This window comes from Pseudomonas citronellolis (assembly GCF_029335315.1).
GTDB classification, from domain to species: domain Bacteria; phylum Pseudomonadota; class Gammaproteobacteria; order Pseudomonadales; family Pseudomonadaceae; genus Pseudomonas; species Pseudomonas citronellolis_A.
Window position 1 is genome coordinate 25,338 of the sequence record NZ_JARJLT010000118.1, and the last position, 26,094, is coordinate 51,431.

29 protein-coding genes are annotated in these 26,094 nt (G+C 67.3%); 19 read left to right on the plus strand and 10 right to left on the minus strand.

What is annotated here, in order from left to right; translation table 11 throughout:
* Positions 1 to 19: 19 nt before the first annotated feature.
* The 5 genes from P3W75_RS10200 to pilG all read right to left on the minus strand — a co-directional run bounded on the left by P3W75_RS10200 (position 20) and on the right by pilG (position 4,471).
* Positions 20 to 877 (minus strand): protein-glutamate O-methyltransferase, encoded by an 858-nt coding sequence (locus P3W75_RS10200; RefSeq protein WP_276227262.1) that lies wholly within the window; start codon positions 875 to 877, stop codon positions 20 to 22.
* A gap of 60 nt (positions 878 to 937) precedes the next feature.
* Positions 938 to 2,986 (minus strand): methyl-accepting chemotaxis protein, encoded by a 2,049-nt coding sequence (locus P3W75_RS10205; protein WP_276227263.1) that lies wholly within the window; start codon positions 2,984 to 2,986, stop codon positions 938 to 940.
* A gap of 84 nt (positions 2,987 to 3,070) precedes the next feature.
* A complete protein-coding gene (locus P3W75_RS10210) occupies positions 3,071 to 3,607 on the minus strand; it encodes a chemotaxis protein CheW (protein WP_276227264.1) in 537 nt (178 codons plus the stop codon).
* 46 nt (positions 3,608 to 3,653) lie between these two features.
* Positions 3,654 to 4,019 carry a twitching motility response regulator PilH gene (gene pilH / locus P3W75_RS10215; protein WP_009615257.1) on the minus strand — a complete coding sequence of 122 codons (366 nt, stop codon included), beginning with the start codon at positions 4,017 to 4,019 and terminating at the stop codon, positions 3,654 to 3,656.
* A gap of 44 nt (positions 4,020 to 4,063) precedes the next feature.
* Complete coding sequence (gene pilG / locus P3W75_RS10220; protein ID WP_009615249.1) at positions 4,064 to 4,471, minus strand: twitching motility response regulator PilG; 408 nt, start codon at positions 4,469 to 4,471, stop codon at positions 4,064 to 4,066.
* 245 nt (positions 4,472 to 4,716) lie between these two features.
* On the opposite strand from pilG, the gene gshB reads away from it, so the two are divergent.
* The 7 genes from gshB (at position 4,717) to P3W75_RS10255 (ending at position 10,653) form a co-directional block, all read left to right on the plus strand.
* Positions 4,717 to 5,688, plus strand: coding sequence for a glutathione synthase (gshB, locus tag P3W75_RS10225; RefSeq protein WP_276227265.1), 972 nt, complete (start codon positions 4,717 to 4,719; stop codon positions 5,686 to 5,688).
* A gap of 85 nt (positions 5,689 to 5,773) precedes the next feature.
* The gene (locus P3W75_RS10230) at positions 5,774 to 6,667 is read left to right on the plus strand and encodes an energy transducer TonB (RefSeq protein ID WP_276227266.1); all 894 of its coding nucleotides are present in this window, start codon (positions 5,774 to 5,776) and stop codon (positions 6,665 to 6,667) included.
* 48 nt (positions 6,668 to 6,715) lie between these two features.
* Positions 6,716 to 7,282, plus strand: a complete 567-nt coding sequence (locus tag P3W75_RS10235; protein ID WP_276227267.1) for a YqgE/AlgH family protein — start codon at positions 6,716 to 6,718, stop codon at positions 7,280 to 7,282.
* Positions 7,282 to 7,710: a Holliday junction resolvase RuvX gene (gene ruvX / locus P3W75_RS10240; protein WP_276227268.1), complete on the plus strand. Its 429-nt coding sequence runs from the start codon at positions 7,282 to 7,284 to the stop codon at positions 7,708 to 7,710. Before P3W75_RS10235 ends, ruvX begins: the two co-directional genes overlap by 1 nt.
* A 122-nt stretch (positions 7,711 to 7,832) precedes the next feature.
* On the plus strand, positions 7,833 to 8,342 hold the full coding sequence (pyrR, locus tag P3W75_RS10245) for a bifunctional pyr operon transcriptional regulator/uracil phosphoribosyltransferase PyrR (protein WP_276227269.1): 510 nt from the start codon (positions 7,833 to 7,835) through the stop codon (positions 8,340 to 8,342).
* A 38-nt stretch (positions 8,343 to 8,380) separates the two neighbouring features.
* On the plus strand, positions 8,381 to 9,385 hold the full coding sequence (locus P3W75_RS10250) for an aspartate carbamoyltransferase catalytic subunit (RefSeq protein ID WP_276227270.1): 1,005 nt from the start codon (positions 8,381 to 8,383) through the stop codon (positions 9,383 to 9,385).
* Entirely contained in the window at positions 9,382 to 10,653 is a 1,272-nt protein-coding gene (locus P3W75_RS10255) for a dihydroorotase (RefSeq protein ID WP_276227271.1), read from the plus strand. The genes P3W75_RS10250 and P3W75_RS10255 overlap by 4 nt, the downstream gene beginning before the upstream one ends.
* Positions 10,654 to 11,003: 350 nt before the next feature.
* Here the strand turns inward: P3W75_RS10255 and P3W75_RS10260 are convergent, their stop codons facing one another.
* From P3W75_RS10260 to pilT, 5 genes are all read right to left on the minus strand, one after another.
* On the minus strand, positions 11,004 to 12,176 hold the full coding sequence (locus tag P3W75_RS10260) for a cystathionine gamma-synthase (protein WP_276227272.1): 1,173 nt from the start codon (positions 12,174 to 12,176) through the stop codon (positions 11,004 to 11,006).
* Positions 12,173 to 13,546: a pyridoxal-phosphate dependent enzyme gene (locus P3W75_RS10265; protein WP_276227273.1), complete on the minus strand. Its 1,374-nt coding sequence runs from the start codon at positions 13,544 to 13,546 to the stop codon at positions 12,173 to 12,175. The genes P3W75_RS10260 and P3W75_RS10265 overlap by 4 nt, the downstream gene beginning before the upstream one ends.
* 144 nt (positions 13,547 to 13,690) lie before the next feature.
* Positions 13,691 to 14,095 carry a TM2 domain-containing protein gene (locus P3W75_RS10270; protein WP_276227274.1) on the minus strand — a complete coding sequence of 135 codons (405 nt, stop codon included), beginning with the start codon at positions 14,093 to 14,095 and terminating at the stop codon, positions 13,691 to 13,693.
* A 212-nt stretch (positions 14,096 to 14,307) separates the two neighbouring features.
* Complete coding sequence (pilU, locus tag P3W75_RS10275) at positions 14,308 to 15,453, minus strand: type IV pilus ATPase PilU (RefSeq protein WP_276227275.1); 1,146 nt, start codon at positions 15,451 to 15,453, stop codon at positions 14,308 to 14,310.
* Positions 15,454 to 15,556: 103 nt separating this feature from the next.
* The gene (gene pilT / locus P3W75_RS10280; RefSeq protein ID WP_276227276.1) at positions 15,557 to 16,591 is read right to left on the minus strand and encodes a type IV pilus twitching motility protein PilT; all 1,035 of its coding nucleotides are present in this window, start codon (positions 16,589 to 16,591) and stop codon (positions 15,557 to 15,559) included.
* A gap of 73 nt (positions 16,592 to 16,664) precedes the next feature.
* On the opposite strand from pilT, the gene P3W75_RS10285 reads away from it, so the two are divergent.
* The 12 genes from P3W75_RS10285 (at position 16,665) to P3W75_RS10340 (ending at position 26,085) form a co-directional block, all read left to right on the plus strand.
* Positions 16,665 to 17,354, plus strand: coding sequence for a YggS family pyridoxal phosphate-dependent enzyme (locus P3W75_RS10285; protein WP_276227277.1), 690 nt, complete (start codon positions 16,665 to 16,667; stop codon positions 17,352 to 17,354).
* 16 nt (positions 17,355 to 17,370) lie between these two features.
* On the plus strand, positions 17,371 to 18,189 hold the full coding sequence (proC, locus tag P3W75_RS10290) for a pyrroline-5-carboxylate reductase (protein WP_276227278.1): 819 nt from the start codon (positions 17,371 to 17,373) through the stop codon (positions 18,187 to 18,189).
* A gap of 10 nt (positions 18,190 to 18,199) precedes the next feature.
* A complete protein-coding gene (locus P3W75_RS10295; protein ID WP_276227279.1) occupies positions 18,200 to 18,793 on the plus strand; it encodes a YggT family protein in 594 nt (197 codons plus the stop codon).
* 139 nt (positions 18,794 to 18,932) lie between these two features.
* A complete protein-coding gene (locus P3W75_RS10300) occupies positions 18,933 to 19,232 on the plus strand; it encodes a DUF167 domain-containing protein (protein WP_276227280.1) in 300 nt (99 codons plus the stop codon).
* 111 nt (positions 19,233 to 19,343) lie between these two features.
* Positions 19,344 to 21,311 carry a dynamin-like GTPase family protein gene (locus P3W75_RS10305; RefSeq protein WP_276227281.1) on the plus strand — a complete coding sequence of 656 codons (1,968 nt, stop codon included), beginning with the start codon at positions 19,344 to 19,346 and terminating at the stop codon, positions 21,309 to 21,311.
* Positions 21,312 to 21,391: 80 nt separating this feature from the next.
* Positions 21,392 to 22,531 (plus strand): homoserine O-succinyltransferase MetX, encoded by a 1,140-nt coding sequence (gene metX, locus P3W75_RS10310; RefSeq protein ID WP_276227282.1) that lies wholly within the window; start codon positions 21,392 to 21,394, stop codon positions 22,529 to 22,531.
* A 9-nt stretch (positions 22,532 to 22,540) separates the two neighbouring features.
* Entirely contained in the window at positions 22,541 to 23,161 is a 621-nt protein-coding gene (gene metW, locus P3W75_RS10315) for a methionine biosynthesis protein MetW (RefSeq protein WP_276227283.1), read from the plus strand.
* A gap of 35 nt (positions 23,162 to 23,196) precedes the next feature.
* A complete protein-coding gene (locus P3W75_RS10320) occupies positions 23,197 to 23,619 on the plus strand; it encodes a DUF4426 domain-containing protein (RefSeq protein ID WP_276227284.1) in 423 nt (140 codons plus the stop codon).
* Positions 23,616 to 24,209: an RdgB/HAM1 family non-canonical purine NTP pyrophosphatase gene (rdgB, locus tag P3W75_RS10325; protein ID WP_276227285.1), complete on the plus strand. Its 594-nt coding sequence runs from the start codon at positions 23,616 to 23,618 to the stop codon at positions 24,207 to 24,209. Before P3W75_RS10320 ends, rdgB begins: the two co-directional genes overlap by 4 nt.
* Positions 24,206 to 25,393, plus strand: a complete 1,188-nt coding sequence (gene hemW, locus P3W75_RS10330) for a radical SAM family heme chaperone HemW (protein WP_276227286.1) — start codon at positions 24,206 to 24,208, stop codon at positions 25,391 to 25,393. Before rdgB ends, hemW begins: the two co-directional genes overlap by 4 nt.
* Before the next feature lie 62 nt (positions 25,394 to 25,455).
* Positions 25,456 to 25,779, plus strand: a complete 324-nt coding sequence (locus P3W75_RS10335; RefSeq protein ID WP_276227287.1) for a DUF3392 domain-containing protein — start codon at positions 25,456 to 25,458, stop codon at positions 25,777 to 25,779.
* Between the two features lie 51 nt (positions 25,780 to 25,830).
* On the plus strand, positions 25,831 to 26,085 hold the full coding sequence (locus P3W75_RS10340; RefSeq protein ID WP_276227288.1) for a hypothetical protein: 255 nt from the start codon (positions 25,831 to 25,833) through the stop codon (positions 26,083 to 26,085).
* The last annotated feature ends 9 nt before the right edge of the window (positions 26,086 to 26,094 follow it).

A 26,094-nucleotide genomic window follows, 5' to 3' on the forward strand; every position in this document is an offset into this window, starting at 1 on the left:
CTCCACTCATGTGTCTGTGTCATCCCTTCCGGGTAAAGGCCAGAACCCGCTCGTCGGCCACCGGCTCCAGGTCCGGGTGCTGCCACTCGGCAACCTCGCCGACGCCGATCACCAGCAAGCCGCCCGGCGCCAGGCGCTCGGCCAGGTGGCCGAGGATGTCGCGGCGCCGCCAACGGCGGAAATAGATCAGCAGGTTCTGACAGAAGATCACGTCCAGGCCGGCCATGGGCGCCTGGCCCAGGTCCAGCACGTTCAATCGCGTACAGCACACCCGCTCGGTCAGCTCGGGCAACACGCGGAAGCGGCCAGCGGCCTCTTCCCGGAAATAGCGGTGCGTCAGCTCCGCGCCGACGTCTTCCAGCTTGCGCGCCGGGTACAGCGCCTCGCGCGCCTTGCCCAATGCGCTCAGGCTGATGTCGGTGCCGCTGACGCCGTACAGCGCCGGCAGCTCCAGTTCCCGCAATACCTCGGCCACCACCATGGCCAGCGAATACGGTTCCTCGCCGCTGGAGCAGCCGACGCTCCATAGCGCCAGCGGCCGGCCCAGCCCGGCGAGGCGCTGGCGCACGTAACCGGCCAGCAGCTCGAAGGACGGCGGGTGGCGGAAGAAGCGGGTCTCCTGGACGGTCAGGCGGTCCAGCAGGTTCGACCACTCCACCGCGCCGCGCGGGCCATCGGTGACCTGCCGGTAGTAGCTGCCGTAGTCAGTGACGCCCAGTTCGCGCATGCGCGCGCCCAGGCTGGTCTGCAGGAAGGTCCGGCGCTGCTCGTTGACCACGACGCCGGTGCGTTCCTCCAACAGAGCCTGCCAGTCGCGGAATTCCGTCGCCGACATGTCGGCCAACGGCTGCAACGACCAGACGCCGGTTGCCTGCATGTCGCGTCTCTCGTTCAAGGCTGTGGCGCGCGGAGCCTTTCAGCCCCGCACGGCTCCCGATCAGGCCCGTTCCGCCAGGTCCGGCAGCTTGAAGCCGGATACCGAGTTGCGCATCTCGCTGGCCATCTTCGCCAGGTTGCCGATGCTGCGCGCGGTGGCGGTGGTACCGGCGGAGGTCTGCGAGGTGATCTCCTGGATCACGTTCATGGTGTTGGAGATGTGGCCGGCGGACGACGCCTGCTGACGGGCGGCGTTGGAAATGTTCTGGATCAGCGCCGCCAGGGTCTTGGATACCTTTTCGATCTCTTCCAGCGCCACCCCGGCGTCCTGCGCCAGGCGGGCGCCGCGGACCACTTCGGAGGTGGTCTGCTCCATGGAGATCACCGCCTCGTTGGTGTCGGTCTGAATGGTCTTCACCAGCGCCTCGATCTGCTTGGTCGCGGCGGAGGAACGTTCCGCCAGGCGCTGTACCTCGTCCGCTACCACGGCGAAGCCACGGCCCGCGTCACCGGCCATGGACGCCTGGATCGCGGCGTTCAGGGCGAGGATGTTGGTCTGGTCGGCGATGTCGTTGATCAGGCTCACGATGTCACCGATCTCCTGGGACGATTCACCCAGGCGCTTGATCCGCTTGGAGGTGTCCTGGATCTGCTCGCGGATGTTGTCCATGCCGGTGATGGTGTTGTGCACCACCTCGTTGCCCTTGTTGGCGATGGCTACGGAACGTTCCGCTACCGCGGAGGATTCGCTGGCGTTCGCCGATACCTGGTCAATGGACACCGCCATCTCGTTGATCGCCGCGGAGGCGCCGGCGATTTCCTGCGCCTGGTGCTCGGAAGCCTCGGCCAGGTGCATCGCCGTGGCCTGGGTTTCCTGGGCGGCGGCGGCCACCTGCACGGCGGTGAGGTTGATGGTTTCCACCAGCTCGCGGAGCTGGTCGATGGAGTAGTTGATGGAGTCCGCGATGGCGCCGGTGAAATCTTCGGTCACGGTCGCGGCCACCGTCAGGTCACCGTCGGCGAGGTCGGCGATCTCGTCGAGCAGTCGCAGAATCGCCGCCTGGTTGCGTTCGTTCTTCTCGGCGGTCTCGGCGAGGCGGCGGTTGGTTTCGCGCACCATCACCAGGCCGATGAGGATGATCGAGCCGAGGGCGAGGATGGCCAGGGCGATGCTCGCCACCTGGTTCAGGTGCCGGCCACCGGCCAGGTTCTCGAAGCCGTCGGCCAGTTTGGAGGCCTTGTCCAGCAGGGTTTGCGAGCTGCTGAAGATGGTGTTGGCGGACTCGCGGACCTGGAACAGTTCCGGCGAGGTCTCGAGGATCTCGTCCACGGAACCGGAAACGAACTCGAAGAGCTCGGACACCTCGTTGAGGCGGTCGACGGCCTCGGCGTTGGTCACCTTGGAGATGCTCATCGCCGCGTTGCCTTCCTTCATGCCCTTGAGCACGCGGCCGAACAGGCTGGCGTCACGACCGAAGCTGTCGGCGGCCTGCACCGAGTTCTCGTCGCCGGCGAGCACCTTGTTCACCGAGCCGAGGATACGTTCGGCGAGCAGCGACTGGCGCTGGGCCACGGCGACCTGGTCGGCGGGCGCGCCGTTCTCCAGGAGGATGTCCACGACTTCCTCGTAGGTCACCTGCAGCTGCGGGATGGTCTCGGCGAGGGTCGCGGCCACCTGGTGCAGCGACAGTACGGTCTGTTCGCTGGCGAGGATGGAGTCGGTGTTCTTGCGCAGCAGGTCCCAGTCCTTCTGCACGTCGGCCATTTCAGCCTGCACCTGGGCCGGCGCCGGCGGCAGGCCGGTGCTCTCGTCACCCTTCTGCAGCACGTTCCAGCGCTTCTCGAAGTCGTTGCGCGCGTCCTTCAGCAGCTTGAACGCCTCGCTCTTGCCCGCCGCCGCTTCGGTGGCGTTCTTCGCGATCCGCTGCGACAGCACGCGCAGTTCGCCGGCGTGGCCGATGTACTGCTTGTCGTGGTTCGACTGGGTGTTGAGGTAGGCGAAGTTGGCGAACAGCAACACGATCGAGACGATCAGGACGATGAACAGCCCGGCGATCAGTGAACTGCTGCGCGTGCCCGAAAAGAGATTGCCTGTCTTGATTTTCTTCATATACGGCCCCCGCCTGGACCCACCACGATTACGGTTTCCATGTCACGACAAGGGCCGGAAACTCCCGGCCCAACCGGTTTCGAACTAGCTGGCGACGTCGAGGAAGCCCGGGTGCTGCGCCAGGGCATGCGGGCTGAATACCAGCCAGGGCTGTTCTCGATGGAATACGCCATGAACAAAGGGTTGCACCGCCGCCTCGAGGGGCGGCAGCTGCTCGCTGAAAGCGTCCACCGGGAAGTGCTGCATGCCCAGGACCTCATCGACGATGAGCCCGGCGAACACCTCCCCGTGTTCCACCACCAGCACGCGGCGCTGCTTGCGCAACGGCGACAGCTCCGCGCCGAGAAATCCGCACAGGTCCATGATCGGCAGCAGCCGACCGCGGACGTTGGCCACGCCCTTTACCCAGTCGCGCACGCCGGGCAGCAGGGTATAGCGGGGCTCGTGGAGCACTTCGCCGACCTCGCCCATGGGCGCCACGAACAGGCGGCCACCCATGCGGAAGCCGATGCCGTTCCAGCTCTGCACGGCCTCGCGTTGCGCCGGCAGGCCGGCCGCCAGGCGCCGACAACGCTGGTCGATCTCGACGAGGAGCTGGTAGGGACTCTGGACTTCCGACATGCCGGCCCTGGCCTTTTTCTAATAGTTATCCGGGCCCCGTCCGGCGTCAGCCGGCGAGAACCGCATTGATGGTCTTGAGCAGCGTTTCTTCGTCGACCGGCTTGGTCAGGTAGTCGCGCGCGCCCTGGCGCTTGCCCCAGACCTTGTCGGTCTCCTGATCCTTGGTGGTGACGATGATGACCGGGATGGCGCTGGTCTCCGGGTCCTTGGACAGCTGGCGGGTAGCCTGGAAGCCGTTCAGGCCGGGCATGACGATGTCCATCAGGACCACGTCCGGCTTCTCCTGCCGGGCCAGGGCGACGCCGTCGGCGCCGTTCTCGGCCTTGAGTACCTGATGCGAGTGCTTCTCCAGCATCGCGGTCAGCTTGTACATCTCGGTCGGAGAGTCATCAACAATCAGAATTCGAGCCATTGGGGTCCCCCAGGAAAGGCATCACCGGCACGCAGGGCCGGACATCAGGAAGCTTGCTCCACCGGGGTGAAGTCGGGCACGTGGGTCTTGATGGCGCCGAGCAGCTCTTCCTTGCTGAAAGGCTTGGTGAGGTACTGATCGGAACCGACGATGCGACCCTTGGCCTTGTCGAACAGGCCGTCCTTGGAGGACAGCATGATCACCGGGGTGGATTTGAAGGCGCTGTTGTTCTTGATCAGGGCGCAGGTCTGGTAGCCATCGAGGCGCGGCATCATGATGTCGACGAAGATGATGTTCGGGTGGGTGTCGGCGATCTTCGCCAGCGCATCGAAACCATCGATCGCGGTGATGACGTCACAGCCGACCTTCTTCAGCAAGGTTTCCGCGGTGCGACGAATCGTCTTGGAGTCGTCGATCACCATGACCTTCAAACCATCGGAATGCTGTTCCATGTTCGCCCTTAGCATCTCGGTGAATCGTTCATGTCTTATATTCAGTGCGCTGACGCCCTGCCACCGTTCGGGCTGCGACCCAATCGTCGGAGTCTTTTAGCACACTCTCCAGCATCCATCCATAACACCCCAAACGGGCTGGCTTTTTCCTTGACCGGGCACATATCCGGCGCCACCCTGAGCATCTTTTCGCCCCCATTCGGCGCGGCTCGACACCGCACCCAGCCCCTTTCGGAGGACTCCCCATGAGCGTACGCCTGGGCATCGTGATGGACCCCATCGCGAGCATCAACTTCAAGAAGGACAGCTCCCTGGCGATGCTGCTGGCGGCCCAGGCCCGAGGCTGGTCGCTCTTCTATATGGAACAGCAGGATCTTTACCAGAAAGAGAACGTCGCCCGGGCGAAGTTGCGCTCCCTGAAAGTCTTCAACGACGCCGAACGCTGGTACGAGCTGGCGGAGGAGACCGACCTGCCGCTCGCCGAGCTGGACGTGATCCTGATGCGCAAGGATCCGCCGTTCAACAACGAGTTCGTCTATTCCACCTACCTGCTGGAACAGGCCGAACGCGCCGGCACCCTGGTGGTGAACCGCCCGCAGAGCCTGCGTGACTGCAACGAGAAGTTCTTCGCCACCCTGTTTCCCCAATGCACGCCGCCGACCGTGGTCACCCGGCGCGCCGACATTCTGCGCGAGTTCGCCGCCGAACATCGTGACATCATTCTCAAACCCCTCGAAGGCATGGGCGGCAGCATGATTTTCCGCCACCGCGAGGGCGACCCGAACCTCTCGGTGATCCTCGAGACCCTGACCCATCACGGCAGCCTGCAGATCATGGCGCAGCGCTACATCCCGCAGATCAAGGACGGCGACAAGCGCATCCTGATGATCGACGGCGAGCCGGTGGAATACTGCCTGGCGCGCATCCCGGCGCAGGGCGAGACCCGCGGCAACCTCGCCGCCGGCGGCCGCGGCGTGGCCCAGCCGCTGACCGAGCGCGACCGCTGGATCGCCGCCCAGGTCGGCCCGCAGCTGCGCGAGCGCGGCCTGCTGTTCGTCGGCCTGGACGTGATCGGCGACTTCCTCACCGAGATCAACGTCACCAGCCCGACCTGCATCCGCGAGATCGACAAGGCCTACGACACCCGCATCGGCGAGCGCCTGATGGACGCCATCGAGGGCAAGCTCAAGGCGCGCGCGGCCGCGCCGCAAGTTTGACGCAGCCGACAACTTGACGCTTGCCGCTTGCAGGCGGCGGCCGGGGAAAGCAGACTTCGCCCACCCCGGCCCAGCTCGAACCGCAATGAACGCTGCAACCTCCCCCAAAGTCTTCGCGTCCTCCGGCGTCCGCCCGGCGGACCGCCTGGGCTTCACCCTGTTCGTGGCGGCGGTGCTGCATGTCGCGCTGATCCTCGGCGTGGGCTTCTCCATGCCGCACCCGAGCCAGTTGAGCAAGACACTGGAAATCACCCTGGCGACCTTCAAGAGCGATAAAAAGCCGGAGAAGGCCGACTACCTGGCGCAGATGAACCAGGAAGGCAGCGGCACCCTCGAGCACAAGGCCATCCCGAAGACCACCGAGCAGGCGCCGTTCCAGGACAGCGAGGCGAAGAAGGTGGCCCCGCCGCCGGTGCCCAAGCAGGCCAAGGAGCAGGAAACGCCGAAGACCGCGGTGGCGACCAAGGCGCCCAAGCAGCAGAAGGTCCAGGCCAAGCCGCAGAAGCCCAAGGCCGAGCAGGCCGCCGAGCCGACCCCGCAATTCGATTCCAGCCAGCTCTCGGCGGAGATTTCCAGCCTCGAGGCGGACCTCGCCAAGGAGCGCCAGGCCTACGCCAAGCGCCCGCGCATCCACCGCCTGACCGCCGCCTCGACCATGCGCGACAAGGGCGCCTGGTACAAGGAGGAGTGGCGCAAGAAGATCGAGCGCATCGGCAACCTCAACTACCCCGACGAGGCCCGTCGCCAGCGCGTCTATGGCAGCCTGCGGCTTTTGGTGTCGATCAACCGCGACGGCTCGCTGTACGAGGTGCAGGTGCTGGAGTCTTCCGGCCAGCCGCTGCTCGACCAGGCGGCCCAGCGCATCGTCCGCCTGGCCGCGCCCTTCGCGCCGTTCAGCGGCGACCTGGCGGACATCGACCGCCTGGAAATCATCCGCACCTGGCGCTTCGAACGCGGCGACCGCCTGTCCAGCCAGTAGCCCGCGCGTGCGCTTGCAGGCGGCGCGCCGAGGCCTGAAACTAGCGCAATGAATACAGCGCCCACCTACCTCAAGCACCATTTCCTGATCGCCATGCCGCACATGGCCGATCCGAATTTCGCGCAGACCGTCACCTACCTGGTCGAGCACAACGAGCAGGGCGCCATGGGCCTGGTGATCAACCGCCCCAGCGGCCTCAGCCTCAGCGACGTGCTCGAACAGCTGCGCCCCGAGCCGCTGCCGCCGGCGCGCTGCCAGGGCGTCACCGTGTACAGCGGCGGCCCGGTACAGACCGACCGCGGCTTCGTCCTGCACCCCGCCGGGCAGACGTTCCAGGCCACCCTGGAGCTGGGCGAACTGAACCTCTCCACCTCCCAGGACGTACTCTTCGCCATCGCCGACGGCAGCGGCCCCGCGCAAAGCGTGATCGCCCTCGGCTACGCCGGCTGGGAAGCCGGCCAGCTGGAGGCCGAGCTGGCCGACAACGCCTGGCTGACCTGCCCCGCCGACCTCGAAGTGCTCTTCGACACCCCCACCGAACAGCGCCTGGCCGCCGCCGCGCAACGCCTGGGCATCAACCTGGCGCTGCTCACCGCCCAGGCCGGGCACGCCTGATGGCCGCGCCGCGCCTGCTCCTGGGCTTCGACTACGGCACCCGGCAGATCGGCGTCGCCGTCGGCCAGGCGATCACCGGCCAGGCCCGCGAGCTGTGCGTGCTCAAGGCGCAGAACGGCGTGCCGGACTGGAACCGCGTCGAGGCGCTGATCAAGGAATGGCAGCCCGATGCCATCGTCGTCGGCCTGCCGCTGAACATGGACGGCACGCCCAGCGAAATGAGCGAGCGCGCCGAGAAGTTCGCCCGCCGCCTCAGTGGCCGCTACAACCTGCCGGTGCACACCCACGACGAGCGCCTGACCACCTACGCCGCCAAGGGCGAACGCCTGGCCCAGGGCCAGCGCGACGGCTTCCGCGAGCGCCCGGTGGACGCCCTCGCCGCGGCCCTGCTGCTCGAGGGTTGGCTGGAGCAGCACGGCGGCGCTTGACCTGCGGCAGTGCCGGCCACGGCACACGCGCTAATCTTGAGCGGGTACCCGCCACCCACGGGCGCCCGAGGAATCCCCGGCGGCCCAGCCTGGACCGCCCCGAGCCCCTTCCAGGAGGTGTCATGAACCTGCCCAGCCCCGCCGAACTCCTGCCACGCATGGCCACCGACCTGCGCAACCACCTCGCCGAGCGAGGCATCGACGCGCCGCGCTTCGTCGGCATCCACACCGGCGGCATCTGGGTCGCCCAGGCCCTGCTCAAGGAGCTGCACAGCGAGGAAATCCTCGGCATCCTCGACGTCTCCTTCTACCGCGACGACTTCACCCGCAGCGGCCTGCACCCGCAGGTCCGCCCGTCGGAGCTGCCGTTCGAGATCGACGGCCAGCACCTGGTGCTGGTCGACGACGTGCTGATGAGCGGCCGTACCATCCGCGCCGCGCTCAACGAACTGTTCGACTACGGGCGTCCGGCCAGCGTGACCCTGGTCTGCCTGCTCGACCTGAACGCCCGCGAATTGCCGATCCGCCCCGATGTCGTCGGCCAGACCCTGTCGCTGTCCCCCAATGAAAGGGTAAAATTGCGCGGTCCCGCACCACTCATCCTCGAGCGCACCCTCATCGGCGCGCTCTGAGCGCGCACGCCACCCTTTCACATTTCAGGGCCTGCCCCATGCCGACAGACGCCAAGCGCCCGCTGCAGCTCAACGACCAGGGCCAGCTGCGCCACTTCCTCTCGCTCGACGGCCTGCCCCGCGAGCTGCTGACCGAGATCCTCGACACCGCCGACTCCTTCCTGGAAGTCGGCGCCCGCGCGGTGAAGAAAGTCCCGCTGCTACGCGGCAAGACCGTGTGCAACGTGTTCTTCGAGAACTCCACGCGCACCCGCACCACCTTCGAACTGGCCGCCCAGCGCCTGTCCGCCGACGTCATCACGCTGAACGTGTCGACCTCCTCGACCAGCAAGGGCGAGACGCTCACCGACACCCTGCGCAACCTCGAGGCGATGGCCGCCGACATGTTCGTGGTGCGCCACAGCGACTCCGGCGCCGCGCACTTCATCGCCGAGCACGTCAGCCCGAAGGTGGCGGTGATCAACGGCGGCGACGGCCGCCACGGCCACCCGACCCAGGGCATGCTCGACATGCTGACCATCCGCCGCCACAAGGGCGGCTTCGAGAACCTCTCGGTGGCCATCGTCGGCGACATCCTGCACTCGCGGGTGGCGCGCTCGAACATGCTGGCGCTGAAGACCCTCGGCTGCCCGGACATCCGCGTCATCGCGCCGCGCACCCTGCTGCCGATCGGCCTCGAGGATTCCTACGGGGTGAAGGTCTACACCGACGCCAACGAGGGCCTGAAGGACGTCGACGTGGTGATCATGCTGCGCCTGCAGCGCGAGCGCATGGCCGGCGGCCTGCTGCCCAGCGAAGGCGAGTTCTTCAAGCTCTACGGCCTGACCGAGAAGCGCCTGAAGCTGGCCAAGCCGGACGCCATCGTCATGCACCCGGGGCCGATCAACCGCGGCGTGGAGATCGAATCCGCGGTGGCCGACGGCGAGCAGTCGGTGATTCTCAACCAGGTGACCTACGGGATCGCCATCCGCATGGCCGTGCTGTCCATGGCCATGAGTGGGCAGAACGCCCAACGCCAGCTGGAACAGGAGGACGCGCAATGACCGTCAGCATTCACGGCGCCCGCGTCATCGATCCGGCCAGCGGCCTGGACCAGGCCTGCGACATCCATATCGAGGCCGGCCGCATCGTCGCCCTCGGCGAGGCGCCGGCGGGCTTTCGCGCCGCCCAGGAACTCGACGCCGCGGGGCTGATCGCCGCCCCCGGCCTGGTCGACCTCAACGTCGCCCTGTGCGAACCGGGCTACAGCCGCAAGGGCAACATCGAGAGCGAGACCCGCGCGGCCAGCGCCGGCGGCGTTACCAGCCTGTGCTGCCCGCCACAGACCAAGCCGGTGCTGGACACCCCGGCGGTGGCCGAGCTGATCCTCGACCGCGCCCGCGAGGCCGGCAACGCCAAGGTCTTCCCGCTGGGCGCGCTGACCCGCGGCCTGGCCGGCGAGCAGCTGTCCGAGCTGGTGGCCCTGCGCGACGCCGGCTGCGTGGCCTTCACCAACGGCCTGGCGCCGCTGGCCAGCAACCGCGTGCTGCTGCGTTCGCTGGAGTACGCCGCGACCTTCGACCTGACGGTGATCTTCACCTCCCAGGACGCCGAGCTGGCCGAGGGCGGCCTGGCCCACGACGGCCCGCTCGCCGCCTTCCGCGGCCTCGCCGGCATCCCCGAGAGCGCCGAGACCGTGGCCCTGGCGCGCAACCTGCTGCTGGTGGAACAGAGCGGCGTGCGCGCGCACTTCAGCCAGCTGACCAGCGCCCGTGGCGTGGAGATGATCGCCCAGGCCCAGGCCCGTGGCCTGCCGGTGACCGCCGACGTGGCGCTGTACCAGCTGATCTTCACCGACGAGGCCCTGAGCGACTTCTCCAGCCTCTACCACGTGCAGCCGCCGCTGCGCTCGCGCAAAGACCGCGACGCCCTGCGCGAAGCGGTGAAGAGCGGCGTGGTGCAGGCCATCGCCAGCCACCACCAGCCCCACGAGGCGGACGCCAAGAACGCCCCGTTCGCCGCCACCGAGCCGGGCATCAGCAGCGTCGAGCTGCTGCTGCCGCTGGCCATGACCCTGATCCAGGACGGCCTGCTCGACCTGCCGACCCTGCTGGCGCGCCTGACCAGCGGCCCCGCCGCGGCCCTGCGCCTGCCGGCCGGGCGCATCGCCGTGGGCCAGGCCGCCGACCTGGTGCTGTTCGAAGCGCAAGGCCAGACCCTGGCCGGCGAGACCTGGTACTCGCGCGGGCAGAACAGCCCGTTCCTCGGCCACTGCCTGCCGGGCGCGGTGCGCTGCACCCTGGTGGATGGGCATATCGTCCACGCCATCTGAGCCTGCCTGGCATGACAAAGCCCGCCAATTGGCGGGCTTTTTCTTTTCCTGCCGGAGCGCGCTTGCTCACGAACGGTGTTTCCCTTTAACGGCAGTGCATCACCCCAGCTCCGCCCCCTCTCCCTAACCCTCTCCCTGAAGGGAGAGGGGACCGTTGGGCAGAGTTGGATGTGCTGCAGTTAGCCGTCTGTCTCGGCGGTTTCCAGTTGAAACCATTCCTCCTCTCGGCACGGACAAGCCCCCTCTCCCTTCAGGGAGAGGGCTGGGGAGAGGGAACGGAGATGACCCCAGGCACAGGATGGCCGGGAGGCGCCATTCGCGAGCAAGCTCGCTCCTACAAAAAAAAACCCTTAGATAGTCGCCAGCGCTTGCGCCAGGTCCGCGCGCAGGTCTTCGACATCCTCCACCCCCACCGACAGGCGGATCAGCGCGTCGCCGATGCCCAGCTCCGCGCGGGTCGCCGGGGGGATGGTGGCGTGGGTCATGATCGCCGGGTGCTCGATCAGGCTTTCCACGCCACCCAGGCTCTCGGCCAGGGCGAAGAGGCGGACGTTCTCCAGGAAGCGCTTCGAACCGGCCAGGTCGGTGGCCAGGTCCAGGGAGATCATCCCGCCGAAGCCGTTCATCTGCCGCTTGGCCAACTCGTGCTGCGGGTGCGACGGCAGGCCCGGGTAATGCACACGCGCCACCTGCGGCTGGTTCTCCAGCCAGCGCGCCAGCTCCAGGGCGTTGCTGCAGTGGCGCTCCATGCGCAGGGCCAGGGTCTTCACCCCGCGCAGGGTGAGGAAGGCGTCGAACGGCCCGGCGATGGCGCCCACCGCGTTCTGCAGGAAGCCCAGGCGCTCGGCCAGTTCCGGGTTGTCGCCGACCACGGCGATGCCGCCGATGACGTCGGAGTGGCCGTTGAGGTACTTGGTGGTCGAATGCACCACCACGTCGAAACCCAGCTCCAGCGGGCGCTGGATGCGCGGGCTGGCGAAGGTGTTGTCGGCCACGCAGAGGATGCCGCGGCTGCGGCACAGGCGGGCGATGGCCTGCAGGTCGGCCAGGCGCAGCAGCGGGTTGCTCGGCGTCTCGATCCAGACCATGCGGGTTTCCGGGCGCAGGGCGGCCTCGATGGCGGCGGTGTCGGTCAGGTCGACGAAGCTGAAGTCGTGCCCGGCGCTGCGCCGGCGCACCCGTTCGAACAGGCGGAAGGTGCCGCCGTAGATGTCGTTGCCGGAGACGATGTGCGAGCCGGCGTCGAGCAGCTCCAGGGTCGCCGAGATGGCCGCCAGGCCCGAGGCGAAGGCGAACGCCTTGCTGCCGCCCTCCAGGTCCGCCACGCAGCGTTCCAGCGCCCAGCGCGTGGGATTGTGAGAACGCCCGTAGTCCAGGCCCTTGTGTACGCCGGGGCTGTCCTGCAGGTAGGTGGAGTTGGCGTAGATCGGCGGCATCAGCGCCCCGGTGGAGGGGTCGGGGGCCTGGCCGGCATGAATGACGCGGGTGGCGAAACCGCGCCGGGCGTTGGAATCCTGGCTCATGCGAGCGTTCTCCGTAGGTGGTTGAGCAGGTCGAAGCGGGTGATCAGGCCGTGGAAGCCCGAGGCGTCGGCGATGATGGCGACCAGCCCGCGATCCAGCTCGGCCTGCAGCTCGGCCAGGCTGGCGTTCGGCGCCAGGGTCTCCAGGCGGGTGGTCATCACGCTGGCCACCGGCTCGCGGAACTGACTGTTGTCGGCGTGCACGCCGAGGAGGATGTCGGATTCGTCGATGACCCCGGCCAGCCTGCCGTCGGCCAGCACCGGCAGTTGCGAGACGTCGGCCAGGCGCATGCGCTGGAAGGCGGTGAGCAGGGTGTCCTGCGGGCCCACGCTGACCACCCGGCCGTCCTCGAAGCGCCGCGCGATAATGTCGCGCAGGTCGCCGTAGCGCTTGCGCTGGAGCAGGCCCTGGTCGGTCATCCACTGGTCGTTGTAGACCTTGGACAGGTAGCGCGTGCCGGTGTCGCAGACGAAGCTGAGCACGCGCCTGGGCTCGGTCTGCTCACGGCAGTAGCGCAGCGCCGCGGCCAGCAGGGTGCCGGTGGACGAGCCGCCGGGGATGCCCTCGGCGCGCAGCAGCTCGCGGGCGTGGGCGAAACTTTCCTCGTCGCTGATGGAGTAGGCGTGGCGCACGCTGGAGAGGTCGGCGATGGACGGAATGAAGTCCTCGCCTATGCCTTCCACCGCCCAGGAACCGACCTCGCCCAGGCTGCCGTCGCGCACGTAGCCGGCCATCACCGAGCCCACCGGGTCGGCCAGGACCATCTCCAGCTCCGGCTGCACCTGGCGGAAGAAGCGGGTCAGCCCGGTGAGGGTGCCCGCCGAACCGACGCCGACGACGATGGCGTCGAGGTCGTGGCCGGTCTGCTGCCAGATTTCCGGGGCGGTGCTGGTCTCGTGGGCCAGGGGGTTGGCGGGGTTGTTGAACTGGTCGGCGAAGAACGCACCGGGAATGTCCCGCGCCAGGCGCGCGGCCACGTCCTGGTAGTACTCCGGGTGGCCCTTGCCGACGTCGGAGCGGGTGATGTGGACCTCGGCGCCCATGGCCTTGAGGTGCAGGACCTTCTCGCTGGACATCTTGTCCGGCACCACCAGCACCACCCGGTAGCCCTTGGCGCGGCCGACCAGCGCCAGCCCCAGGCCGGTGTTGCCGGCGGTGGCCTCGACTATGGTGCCACCGGGACGCAGGCGGCCGTCGCGCTCGGCGGCCTCGATCATGGCCACGCCAATGCGGTCCTTGATCGAGCCGCCGGGGTTCTGCGACTCCAGCTTGAGGAACAGCGTGCAGGGGCCGGTATCGAAGCGGGTGACGCGGACCAGCGGCGTGTTGCCGATCAGGTCCAGTACGGCAGGGCGAAGTTCGTTGCTCATGGCAGCCACTCCTTGTCGGCGCCCCGGGGATCGCCCGGCGGCGCGGCTTTATGGTCCTCCTGACCATAGGCCGGCGGCCCGCCCACTGCCAGGCCGCGGCAACGAAAAAGCCCGCCGATGGGCGGGCTTTCTGGCAAGCAGGGCTTACAGCCGCTGCGGGCCGTTGCGCTCGGAAATCTGCGCGTTCAGCGTCCAGAAGTCGTAGAGCACGCCCAGGAAGAACAGCCCGCCGGTACACAGGTAGAGGATACCGGTGAGCCACTTGCCCATGTACATGCGGTGCACGCCGAATACGCCGAGGAAGGTCAGCAGTATCCAGGCCACGTTGTAGTCCAGGGCGCCGCTGCGGAAGCGCTGGTCGGCCTCGTCGTCCATCGAGGGGATCAGGAACAGGTCGATGATCCAGCCGATGAAGAACAGGCCGAGGGTGAAGAACCAGATGGTCCCGGTCACCGGCTTGCCATAGTAGAAGCGGTGGGAACCGGTGAAACCGAAGATCCACAGCAGGTAGCCGATGACCTTGCTGTGGGTGTCGGGGGTGTTGGGCATGAAGCGCTCCTTGGCAGGCATTCCTGGATTCGACCGATGCGACAGCGGCAGGTTTGCCATCACTGTAAGAAAAAGTCGCGGAGGGGCCTTTCGGGGCCAACGCCGTAGGGCGCATAACGCCTACGGCGTTATCCGCCGATACCGCCAGGCACCGGTGTTGCGGCCAACGGCGTATGACCGCGAACGGTTATACGCCCTACCTGGGATGGCGGTCAGCGGAAACGCCGGTTCGGGTCGTCGTCGCTCAGCTCCAGGGTCAGGCCCTGGGTCATGGTCGTCAGGTGATCGGCGTCGGTTTCCGAGCCGAGCTTGATCATCAGGCGCAGGTCGTTCGCCGAGTCGGCGTAGGCCAGGGCGTCCTCGTAGGTGATCTCGCCCTGGGAGTAGAGCTGGTACAGCGCCTGGTCGAAGGTCTGCATGCCCTGCTCGGTGGAGCGTTTCATCAGCGGCTTGAGTTCGTGCACTTCGCCCTTGCGGATCAGGTCGGCGGCCAGCGGGGTGTTCAGCAGCACCTCGATCACCGCGCGGCGGCCCTTGCCGTCCGGGGTCGGCACCAGTTGCTGGGCGACGATGGCCTTGAGGTTCAGCGACAGGTCCATCCACACCTGGCCATGCCGGTCGGCGGGGAAGAAGTGGATGATCCGCTCCAGCGCCTGGTTGGCGTTGTTGGCGTGCAGCGTCGCCAGGCACAGGTGGCCGGTCTCGGCGAAGGCCACGGCGTGGTCCATGGTCTCGCGCGAACGCACCTCGCCGATCATGATCACGTCCGGCGCCTGGCGCAGGGTGTTCTTCAGCGCCACCTCGAAGGTGTCGGTGTCCAGGCCCACTTCGCGCTGGGTGACGATGCAGCCCTGGTGCTGGTGGATGTACTCGATCGGGTCCTCGATGGAGATGATGTGCCCGGTGGAGTTCTTGTTGCGGTAGCCGATCATCGCCGCCAGCGAGGTGGATTTACCGGTACCGGTGGCGCCGACGAAGATCACCAGCCCGCGCTTGGTCATGGCCAGTTTCTTGAGGATCTCCGGCAGCTTGAGATCCTCGATGGTCGGGATGTTGGTCTCGATGCGGCGCAGCACCATACCCACCAGGTTGCGCTGGTAGAAGGCGCTGACGCGGAAACGGCCGATGCCGCGCGCACTGATGGCGAAGTTGCACTCGTGGTGCTCGGCGAAGTCGCGGCGCTGCTGCTCGTTCATCACCGACAGCACGGTCTCGCGGGTCTGCTCGGGCGACAGCGGGGTCTTGGTCACCGGCAGCACCTTGCCGTTGACCTTCATCGACGGGGGTACACCGGCGGTGATGAAGAGGTCGGAAGCGCCCTTCTCCACCATCAGCCGCAGCAGTTTCTCGAATTCCATGATCGATCCCACCTAATTCGTTCACGCAGTGTGCGATTCGACTGACGACCTGCGGCCCGTGCGTGTGCGGCGCCGCCTGGCCGGGCGCGGAGCCCGGCGCGGATCAGAAGTTTTCCGGGATCTTGGCCTTTTCCTTGGCCGAATCGCGGGTCACCAGGCCCTTGGCAACCAGGCCCTTGAGGCACATGTCGAGGGTCTGCATGCCCAGCGCGCCACCGGTCTGGATCGAGGAGTACATCTGCGCCACCTTGTCCTCGCGGATCAGGTTACGGATCGCCGGTGTACCTATCATGATCTCGTGGGCCGCCACCCGGCCACCGCCGATCTTCTTCAGCAGGGTCTGCGAGACCACCGCCTGCAGCGATTCGGAAAGCATGGAACGGACCATGGCCTTTTCCTCGGCGGGGAACACGTCGACGATACGGTCGATGGTCTTGGCCGCGGAGGTGGTGTGCAGGGTGCCGAACACCAGGTGGCCGGTTTCCGCGGCGGTCAGCGCCAGGCGGATGGTTTCCAGGTCGCGCATCTCGCCCACCAGGATGATGTCCGGGTCCTCACGCAGGGCCGAGCGCAGCGCCTCGTTGAAGCCGAGGGTGTCGCGGTGCACCTCGCGCTGGTTGACCAGGCACTTCTTCGACTCGTGGACGAATTCGATCGGGTCCTCGACGGTGAGGATGTGGCTGTACTTGGTGTTGTTCAGGTAGTCGAGCATCGCCGCCAGCGAGGTGGACTTGCCCGAGCCGGTCGGCCCGGTCACCAGCACCAGCCCGCGCGGCACGTCGGAAATACGCTTGAACACTTCTCCCATGCCCAGATCCTCCATGGTCAGTACCTTGGAGGGAATGGTCCGGAACACGGCGCCGGCGCCGCGGTTCTGGTTGAAGGCGTTGACCCGGAAGCGCGCCACGCCCGGAACTTCGAAGGAGAAGTCGGTTTCGAGGAATTCCTCGTAATCCTTGCGCTGCTTGTCGTTCATGATGTCGTAGATCAGCGCGTGCACCTGCTTGTGTTCCAGCGGCGGCAGGTTGATCCGGCGCACATCGCCGTCGACGCGGATCATCGGCGGCAGGCCAGCCGAGAGGTGCAGGTCCGAGGCGCCTTGCTTGGCGCTGAAGGCGAGCAACTCGGTAATATCCATGGGACTCCCCAATCCAATGCAAGCAGGTAGAATGCCGCTGAACTTGCAGCAGCCGGGCGTTAGAGCGCAGGTAATGTCCACGATAGCAGAGAATATTGCAAAGGTTCGCACACGCATCCGTGAGGCGGAGCAAGCTTGCGGCAGGGCTCCGGACGCGGTCCGGCTGCTGGCGGTGAGCAAGACCAAACCGGCCGCCGACATCCGCGCGGCGCACGCCTGCGGCCTCGTCGACTTCGGCGAGAACTACCTGCAGGAAGCCCTCGGCAAGCAGGCCGAGCTGGCCGACCTGGCGCTCACCTGGCACTTCATAGGGCCGATCCAGTCGAACAAGACCCGGCCCATCGCCGAGCACTTCGACTGGGTGCATTCGGTCGACCGCCTGAAGGTCGCCGAGCGCCTCTCCGCGCAGCGCCCGGCCGGGCTGCCGCCGCTCAACGTATGCCTGCAGGTGAACGTCAGCGGCGAGGACAGCAAGTCCGGCTGCAGCCCCCAGGACCTGCCGGCCCTGGCCCACGCCGTGGCCGCCCTGCCGAACCTGAAGCTGCGCGGGCTGATGGCGATCCCCGAACCCACCGAGGACGTCGCCGCCCAGCGCGCCGCCTTCGCCCGCCTGGGCGAACTCCTGACTGCCCTGAACCTTGGCCTGGACACCCTGTCCATGGGCATGAGCCACGATCTGGAAGCCGCCATCGCCGAAGGCGCCACCTGGGTGCGCATCGGCACCGCGCTGTTCGGCGCGCGCGACTACGCTCCCCACTCTTGATTAAGGAAAGCCATCCATGAGCAGCACCCGCATCGCATTCATCGGCGCCGGCAACATGGCCGCCAGCCTGATCGGCGGCCTGCGCGCCCAGGGCGTCCCCGGCAGCCACATCCGCGCCAGCGACCCGGGCGCCGAGCAGCGTTCGAAGATCGCCGCCGAGCACGGCATCGACGTGTTCGAGGACAACGCCAGCGCCATCGCCGGCGCCGACGTGGTGGTCCTGGCGGTCAAGCCGCAGGTCATGAAGCAGGTCTGCGAGCCCCTGGCCGCGCTGCTCGAACCGGGCCAGCTGATCGTCTCCATCGCCGCCGGCATCCCCTGCGCCAGCCTGTCGCGCTGGCTGGGCACCGAGCTGCTGGTGCGCTGCATGCCGAACACCCCGGCGCTGCTGGGCGAAGGCGCCAGCGGCCTGTACGCCACCGCCCAGGTCAGCGCGGCCCAGCGCCAGCAGGCCGAGCAACTGCTGGGCGCGGTGGGCATCGCCCTGTGGCTGGAGGAAGAAAAGCAGATCGACGCCGTCACCGCCGTCTCCGGCAGTGGCCCGGCCTACTTCTTCCTGCTGATGGAAGCCATGACCGCCGCCGGCGAGAAACTCGGCCTGAGCCCCGAGGTGGCCGCCCGCCTGACCCTGCAGACCGCCCTGGGCGCCGCGCGCATGGCCGTGGCCAGCGACGTCGGCCCGGCCGAGCTGCGCCGCCGGGTGACCTCGCCCAAGGGCACCACCGAAGCCGCCATCACATCTTTCCAGGCCAATGGATTCGAAGCGCTGGTCGAGCGCGCCCTGGCCGCCGCCGACCACCGTTCCGCCGAACTGGCCGAACAACTGGGGCAATGAGGAGCCTTACATGACCGGACTTTCCACCGCCGCCATCTACGTCATCCAGACCCTCGGCAGCCTGTACCTGCTGATCGTCCTGCTGCGCTTCATCCTGCAGCTGGTGCGCGCCGACTTCTACAACCCGCTGAGCCAGTTCATCGTGCGCGCCACCAAGCCGCTGCTGAACCCGCTGCGCAAGGTGATCCCCGGCTTCGGCGGGGTCGACATCGCCTCGCTGGTGCTGGCGATCCTGATCCAGCTGCTGCTGATGATCGTCACCCTGACCCTGATGGGCTACGGCGTCGGCGGCTACATCCTGCAACTGCTGGTGTGGTCGGTGATCGCGGTGACCTCGCTGTTCCTCAAGGTGTTCTTCTTCGCCCTGATCATCAGCGTGATCCTCTCCTGGGTCGCCCCCGGCAGCTACAACCCCGGCGCGCAGCTGGTCAACCAGATTTGCGAACCCTTCCTGGCGCCGTTCCGCAAGCTGCTGCCGAACCTCGGCGGCCTGGATATCTCGCCGATCTTCGCCTTCATCGCGCTGAAGCTGATCGACATGCTGGTGATCGGCAACCTCGCCGCCATGACCGGAATGCCGCAAATCCTCAGCCCCTTCATGTGAACGAGGAGCGGCTGCGCGGCGGCGATACAGCGTTGGAAACACTCGGTGATTGCTCATTTACACAACGTAAACTGCGCATCCCCGACTGTTTCCGCCTCGTCTCGCTCCAGCTCGCACGCTCCAGGAATCCGGTACTCCGATGAGTTTCTACCGCTGGGACGGCGAGGACCTGATCCTCGAGTGCCACCTGCAGCCCAAGGCGAGCCGCGACGAGTTCGCCGGGCTGCACGGCGAGCGCCTGAAGATCCGCCTCACCGCCCCGCCGGTGGAAGGCAAGGCCAATGCCCACCTGCTGGCCTTCCTCGGCAAGGCCTTCGGCGTGCCGAAAAGTGCGGTGCTGCTGGAAAGCGGCGAGCTGAACCGGCAGAAGCGCGTGCGCATCCCGCGCCCCACCCGTTTGCCGGCCGAACTGGGAATTGCTGCCATTCGGTCGACTTGACCGACCTTACAGACAGGAATGTGATGAAGGCCAATTGACGCCATCTCGCGTCACCGCATAATCCAGGCATTCTTTCCCGCGCAGGATGCGCCAGCCACAGGACCCGCCTGGATGAGCATGGAACGACTCAGTCAGCAGATCGACGCCTACGTCACCTGGAAGCGGGAACTGGTCCGGGACATCATCCGCTATCGCAGCTGGCTGGAGCAGTGCCGGCTGAACAGCCCGGAGATCGACGCGCGCCTGGAACGCATCCTGCGGCTGCTGCGCCTGGACCACATCACCCTGGCCTTCGTCGGCGAGTTCTCCCGCGGCAAGACCGAGCTGATCAACAGCCTGTTCTTCTCCGAGTACGGCCAGCGCATGCTGCCGTCCCACGCCGGGCGCACCACCATGTGCCCCACCGAGATCTTCTTCGACCCGCGCTCGGAACGCCCCTACATCCGCCTGCTGCCGATCGAGACGCGGGTGGCCGACGCCAGCATCGCGCGCTTCAAGCAGGTGCCGCGGCACTGGGTGAACATTCCCCTGGACCTGAGCGACCCGGCCAACATGGCCCAGGCCTTCGCGCAGACCGCCCGGACCAAGGCCCTGCCGGTGGAACAGGCGATCCAGCTCGGTTTCCTGCCGGACATGCTCGAGGCCGCCGACCGCCCCGGCTACGTGCAGGTGCCGGCCTGGCGCCACGCCCTGGTCAACTTCGACCACCCGCTGCTGCGCCACGGCCTGCGCATCCTCGACACGCCCGGCCTGAACGCCCTGGGCAGCGAGCCGGAACTGACCCTGTCGATGCTGCCCAACGCCCAGGCGGTGGTCTTCCTGCTGGCCGCCGACACCGGCGTCAGCGCGTCCGACATGGCGGTCTGGGAAGAGCACGTGCGGCAACTGGTGGAAGACGGCCAGTGCAGCCTCTACGCGGTGCTGAACAAGATCGACGTGCTCTGGGACGACCTCGCCGGCGACGCCTTCGTGCACAACGCCATCCAGCGCATCCGCCAGGCCACCGCCCGCCAGCTGGGCATCGCCACCGACGCCGTGCTGCCGCTATCGGCCAAGCAGGCGCTGCTGGCCAAGGTGCGCAAGGACCCGGAGTTGCTCGCCCGCAGCCAGCTGGAAAGCCTCGAGACGCTGCTCTGCGAACGCATAGTGGCGGACAAGGAGCGCCTTCTGGAGAACGCCGTGCTCGGCCAGGTGCTGGGCCTGCTGAATAACAGCCAGCACACCCTGCGCACCCGCCTGGACCGCGTTCGCGAGCAGCAGGCGCAACTGGAGAACCAGCAGCAGGACAGCGGCCAGCTGCTGTTCGAGCTGACCGCGCGGACCAAGGACGACCACGGCGTGCACCACCGCCGCCTGCTCAACCTGAAGACCAACCAGCGCCTGCTGCGCCGCCAGGGTGAGCTGCTCGGCCGCGCGGTGAGCGCCGAGCGCCTGGAACAGCACCTGGCCAAGGTCCACGAGAAGCTGCGCGGCAGCTGGACCACCCTGGGCATCAACCACGCCATCCTGAACTTCTTCCAGGCCGTCGAGGGCGACCTGCACACCCTGCAGCACGAAGCCGAACTGGGTAACCGCATGGTCGATGCCATCTACCTGCGGCACAACCAGGAAAACCCGCTGCAGGCCCTGGACGCCCCGCGCTTCGACGTGGAGGCCTACCAGCGCGAGCTGGGTCGCCTGCGCGAGAAGGCCGACCGCTTCCGCCTACAGCTCAAGACCCTGCTCACCGAGCAACGCCTGCTGACCCGGCGCTTCTTCGCCACCCTGGCCCAGGAAGTCATCCGCCTGCACCAGCGCCTGCGCGAGGAAGCCGGGCAGTGGGCTGCCGACGCGCTGATGCCGCTGATGCAGTACACCCTGGAGAACAAGCAGCTGCTGGAAACCCACATGCTGCGCCTGAAGGCCCTGGCCCAGGAGACCCAGCAGGTGCGCGAACGCTCGCTGCTGATGGGGCGCTACCAGCAGGAGCTGGAGAAGCAGCTGGCCGAGGCTTCGGAAATCCTCCGCCTGCTGCGCCGCCCGGCGCCGCTGCAACGCCAGGCCAGAGTCGTCTCCCTGCCCGGCTCGCAACGCGCCTGAAACGCTTGAAGGGCAGCGGCTTGCCGCAGGGGGCGGTGCTCTTTAGACTGGCGCCCTCCTTTTATTCTTGAGCCGGGTCGATGCCAACAGTCTTCCCCGAAGATTCCGTCGGTCTGGTCACCCCCCAGACGCTGCACTTCAGCGAACCGCTGGCCCTGGCCAGCGGCAGGACGCTGCCCGAATACCAGCTGGTGATCGAGACCTACGGCGAGCTGAACGCCACGGCGAGCAACGCCGTGCTGATCTGCCACGCCCTGTCCGGCCACCACCACGCCGCCGGCTTCCACAGCGAGGAAGATCGCAAGCCGGGCTGGTGGGACAGCTGCATCGGCCCCGGCAAGCCCATCGACACCCGCAAGTTCTTCGTCGTGGCGCTGAACAACCTCGGCGGCTGCAACGGCTCCACCGGCCCCACCAGCAGCAACCCCGCGACCGGCCGCGTCTATGGCTCGGACTTCCCGGTGGTCACCGTGGAAGACTGGGTCAACAGCCAGGCGCGCCTGGCCGACCGCCTGGGTATCGCCCAATGGGCCGCGGTGATCGGCGGCAGCCTGGGTGGCATGCAGGCGCTGCAGTGGACCATCACCTACCCCGAGCGGGTCCGCCACTGCCTGTGCATCGCCAGCGCGCCCAAGCTCTCGGCACAGAACATCGCCTTCAACGAAGTGGCGCGCCAGGCCATCCTTTCCGACCCGGAATTCTTCGATGGCCACTTCCAGGAACAGGGCGTGATCCCCCGCCGCGGCCTGCGCCTGGCGCGCATGGTCGGGCACATCACCTACCTGTCCGACGACGCCATGGGCGAGAAATTCGGCCGCGACCGCAAGGCCGAGAAGCTCAACTACGACCTGTACAACGTCGAATTCCAGGTCGAGAGCTACCTGCGCTACCAGGGCGAGGAGTTCTCCACCCGCTTCGACGCCAACACCTACCTGCTGATGACCAAGGCGCTGGACTACTTCGACCCGGCCTCGGCCCACGACGGCGACCTGGTGCGTACCCTGGCCGGGGTCAAGGCGGACTTCTGCCTGATGTCCTTCACCACCGACTGGCGCTTCTCCCCGGCGCGCTCGCGGGAGATCGTCGACGCCCTGATCGCGGCGAAGAAGAACGTCAGCTACCTGGAGATCGACGCACCGCAGGGCCACGACGCCTTCCTCATGCCGATCCCCCGCTACCTGCAAGCCTTCAGCGGCTACATGAACCGCATCAGCGTATAAAGGAAGACCATGCGCGCCGACCTGGAAATCATCCAAGACTGGATCCCCGCCGGCAGCCGGGTGCTCGACCTCGGCTGCGGCGACGGCGAGCTGCTCGCCTGGCTGGCCGAACACAAGCAGGTGACCGGCTACGGCCTGGAGATCGACAGCGATAACATCGCCAAATGCATCGAACGCGGTGTGAACGTCATCGAGCAGGACCTCGACAAGGGCCTCGGCAGCTTCGCCAGCAACAGCTTCGACGTAGTGGTCATGACCCAGGCCCTGCAGGCCGTGCACTACCCCGACAAGATCCTCGAGGAAATGCTCCGCGTCGGCCGCACATGCATCATCACCTTCCCCAACTTCGGCCACTGGCGCTGCCGCTGGTACCTGGCGCGCAACGGCCGCATGCCGGTGTCGGAGTTCCTTCCCTACACCTGGTACAACACGCCGAACATCCACTTCTGCACCTTCTGGGACTTCGAGGCGCTGTGCCGCGAGCAGCGCCTGCGGGTGCTCGACCGCCTGGCCGTGGACCGTGATCACCGTCATTCCTGGGTGTGCCGAGTTTGGCCTAATCTGTTGGGTGAAATCGGTATCTACCGGGTCAGCGGTCCAAGCCTGCCGGACCACCGCATCGCCGTCTGAACCGCCCGGGGCCCCGAACCCAGGAGAAGAAAACCATGCGTCGCCTAGCCTCCCTGCTGCTCTGCCTGTTCCTCGCCCTGCCGGCCTTCGCCGAGCAGGCCCAGACCCTGGGGGACCTCAAGGTCCACTACAGCGTCTACAACTCCAGCTTCCTGCAGCCCAAGGTGGCCGCGGCGGTCGGCGTGGTGCGCAGCAAGGCCCAGGGCGTGGTCAACATCGTGCCGCTGGACGCCGCCGGCAAGCCGGCCCAGGTCACCGTTTCCGGCACGGCCAAGAACCTCATGGGCCAGCCGATCCCGCTGACCTTCAAGCGCGTGGTCGAAGAAGGCGCGGTCTACCACATCGCCCAGTTCCCCATCGAAGGCCGTGACACCCTGACCTTCGACATCCAGGTACAACAGGGTTCCGAAGCCCCGCAAAGCTTCGAGTTCCTCCAGGAAATCTACCCAGACGAATGATCAAGCTCGACCAACTGGTGCTGGCCAGTCACAACGCCGGCAAACTCAAGGAACTCCAGGCCATGCTCGGCGCCCACGTGCAGGTGCGCTCGATCGGCGAGTTCAGCGACGTGGAGCCGGAGGAAACCGGCCTGTCATTCGTCGAGAACGCCATCCTCAAGGCGCGCAACGCCGCGCGCATCTCCGGGCTGCCCGCGCTGGCCGACGATTCCGGCCTGGCGGTGGACTTCCTCGGCGGCGCGCCGGGCATCTATTCCGCGCGCTACGCCGACGGCAAGGGTGACGCGGCGAACAACGCCAAGCTGCTGGACGCCCTCAAGGACGTGCCCGACGAGCAGCGCGGCGCGCAGTTCGTCAGCGTGCTGGCCCTGGTGCGGCATGCCGACGACCCGCTGCCGATCCTCTGCGAAGGCCTCTGGGAAGGCAGCATCCTGCGCGAAGCGCGCGGCGAGCACGGCTTCGGCTACGATCCGCTGTTCTGGGTGCCGGAAGCCGAGTGCTCCAGCGCCGAGCTGCCGCCCGAGCAGAAGAACCGCCTGAGCCATCGCGCCCGCGCCATGGCCCTGCTCAAGCAGCGGCTGGGACTATGAGCCAGGCAGGACGCCACGGGCTCGAAGGCGGGCCCCTGGCTTCCGCCTTCCGCCTGCCAGCGTTGTCGGCGTACGTGCACATCCCCTGGTGCGTGCGCAAATGCCCGTACTGCGACTTCAACTCCCACGCCGCCGGCCCCGAGCTGCCCGAGGATGCCTACGTCCAGGCCCTGCTCGCCGACCTGGCGGCTGACCGGCGCCACGTCCACGGCCGCAGGCTGACCTCGATCTTCTTCGGCGGCGGCACCCCCAGCCTGTTCTCCGCCAATGCCCTGGGGCGCATCCTCGAAGGCCTGGAGCGTGAAGTCGGCTTCGAGGACGACATCGAGATCACCCTGGAGGCCAACCCCGGCACCTTCGAGCAGGCCAAGTTCGCCGACTACCGCGCCCTGGGCATCAACCGCCTGTCCATTGGCGTGCAGAGCTTCCAGGCCGCCAAGCTCAAGGCCCTGGGCCGCATCCATGACGGCGACGAGGCGATCCGCGCGGCGGACATGGCGCGCCGGGCCGGCTTCGACAACTTCAACCTCGACCTGATGCACGGCCTGCCCGAACAGAGCGTGGCCGACGCCCTGGCCGACCTGGAACAGGCCATCGCCCTGGCCCCGACGCACCTGTCCTGGTACCAGCTGACCATGGAGCCGAACACGGTGTTCTGGAGCCAGCCGCCGGAGCTGCCGGAGGACGACGCCCTCTGGGAAATCCAGGAGGCCGGCCAGGCTCGCCTGGCGCAAGCCGGCTACCTGCAGTACGAGACCTCGGCCTACGCCCGCGACGGCCTGCGCGCCCGGCACAACCTGAACTACTGGACCTTCGGCGACTTCCTCGGCATCGGTGCCGGCGCCCACGCCAAGCTCAGCAGCCCCGAGGGTCGCATCCTGCGCACCTGGAAGACCCGCCTGCCAAAGGACTACCTGAACCCGGACAAGGCCTTCCAGGCCGGCGAACGCCCCCTGGAAGCGGAAGACCTGCCCTTCGAGTTCATGATGAACGCGCTGCGCCTGGTAGACGGCGTCCCCGCCGAACTCTACGAACAGCGCACCGGCCAGCCCCTGGCGAGCATCGCCGAAGCCTGCCGCGCCGCCCGCGCCAAGGGCCTGCTCGCCGACGACCCGGCCCGCCTGCGCCCAACCGAGCGCGGCCAGCTGTTCCTCAACGACCTGCTGCAGCACTTCCTGCCCTGATGCCACCCGGACCGGGGGACGTGTAAACTCCCCCGGCGACCGCCTTCGTCCAAGGAGCCTGCATGGACTTCGTCCTCGACCTGATCGCCAGCGCCTCGCGCTGGAGCCGCAGCCATCTGTCTGATATCGCCCTGGCGATCATGGCCACCCTGCTGGTGCTGTTCGGCCCGGCGATCAACGCCTGGATCCAGCAGCGCATCGGCAGCCTCAACTTCGTCTTCCGCACCCTGCTGTTCGTGCTGATCTGCGCGGTGGGCTACGGCCTGGCGATGGTCTTCGTCACGCCCTGGGTCGCCCACGGCCTGAGCTACTTCAACAACTACACCCTGGCGCCGGTGCTGCTGTTGCTGTTCTTCATCATCGGCATGATCGCCGACCGCAGCTGACGCGGGCTGCTAGTGTTTCCCCAGTAGCCAACACGCAGCCGGGGAAACGCCATGAAACCGATCAAGCACCTGTACCTGCACTTCACCGACGGGCAGCGCCTGGCGCTGCGTTTCCCGCAGCAGAGCGACGACCCGCTGGAGGTCGCCCGGGGCATTCGCAAGCAGCTTGAGTCGCCGTTCCTCAGCATCGAGGTGGACGGCGACCTGCTGATGATCCCCCGGGAAAGCATCAAGTACCTGCAGATCAGCCCGGCGCCCGCGCGCCTGCCGGACCCGACGGTGCTGGGCGCAGAACTGATCGAATGAGCCCCTGCC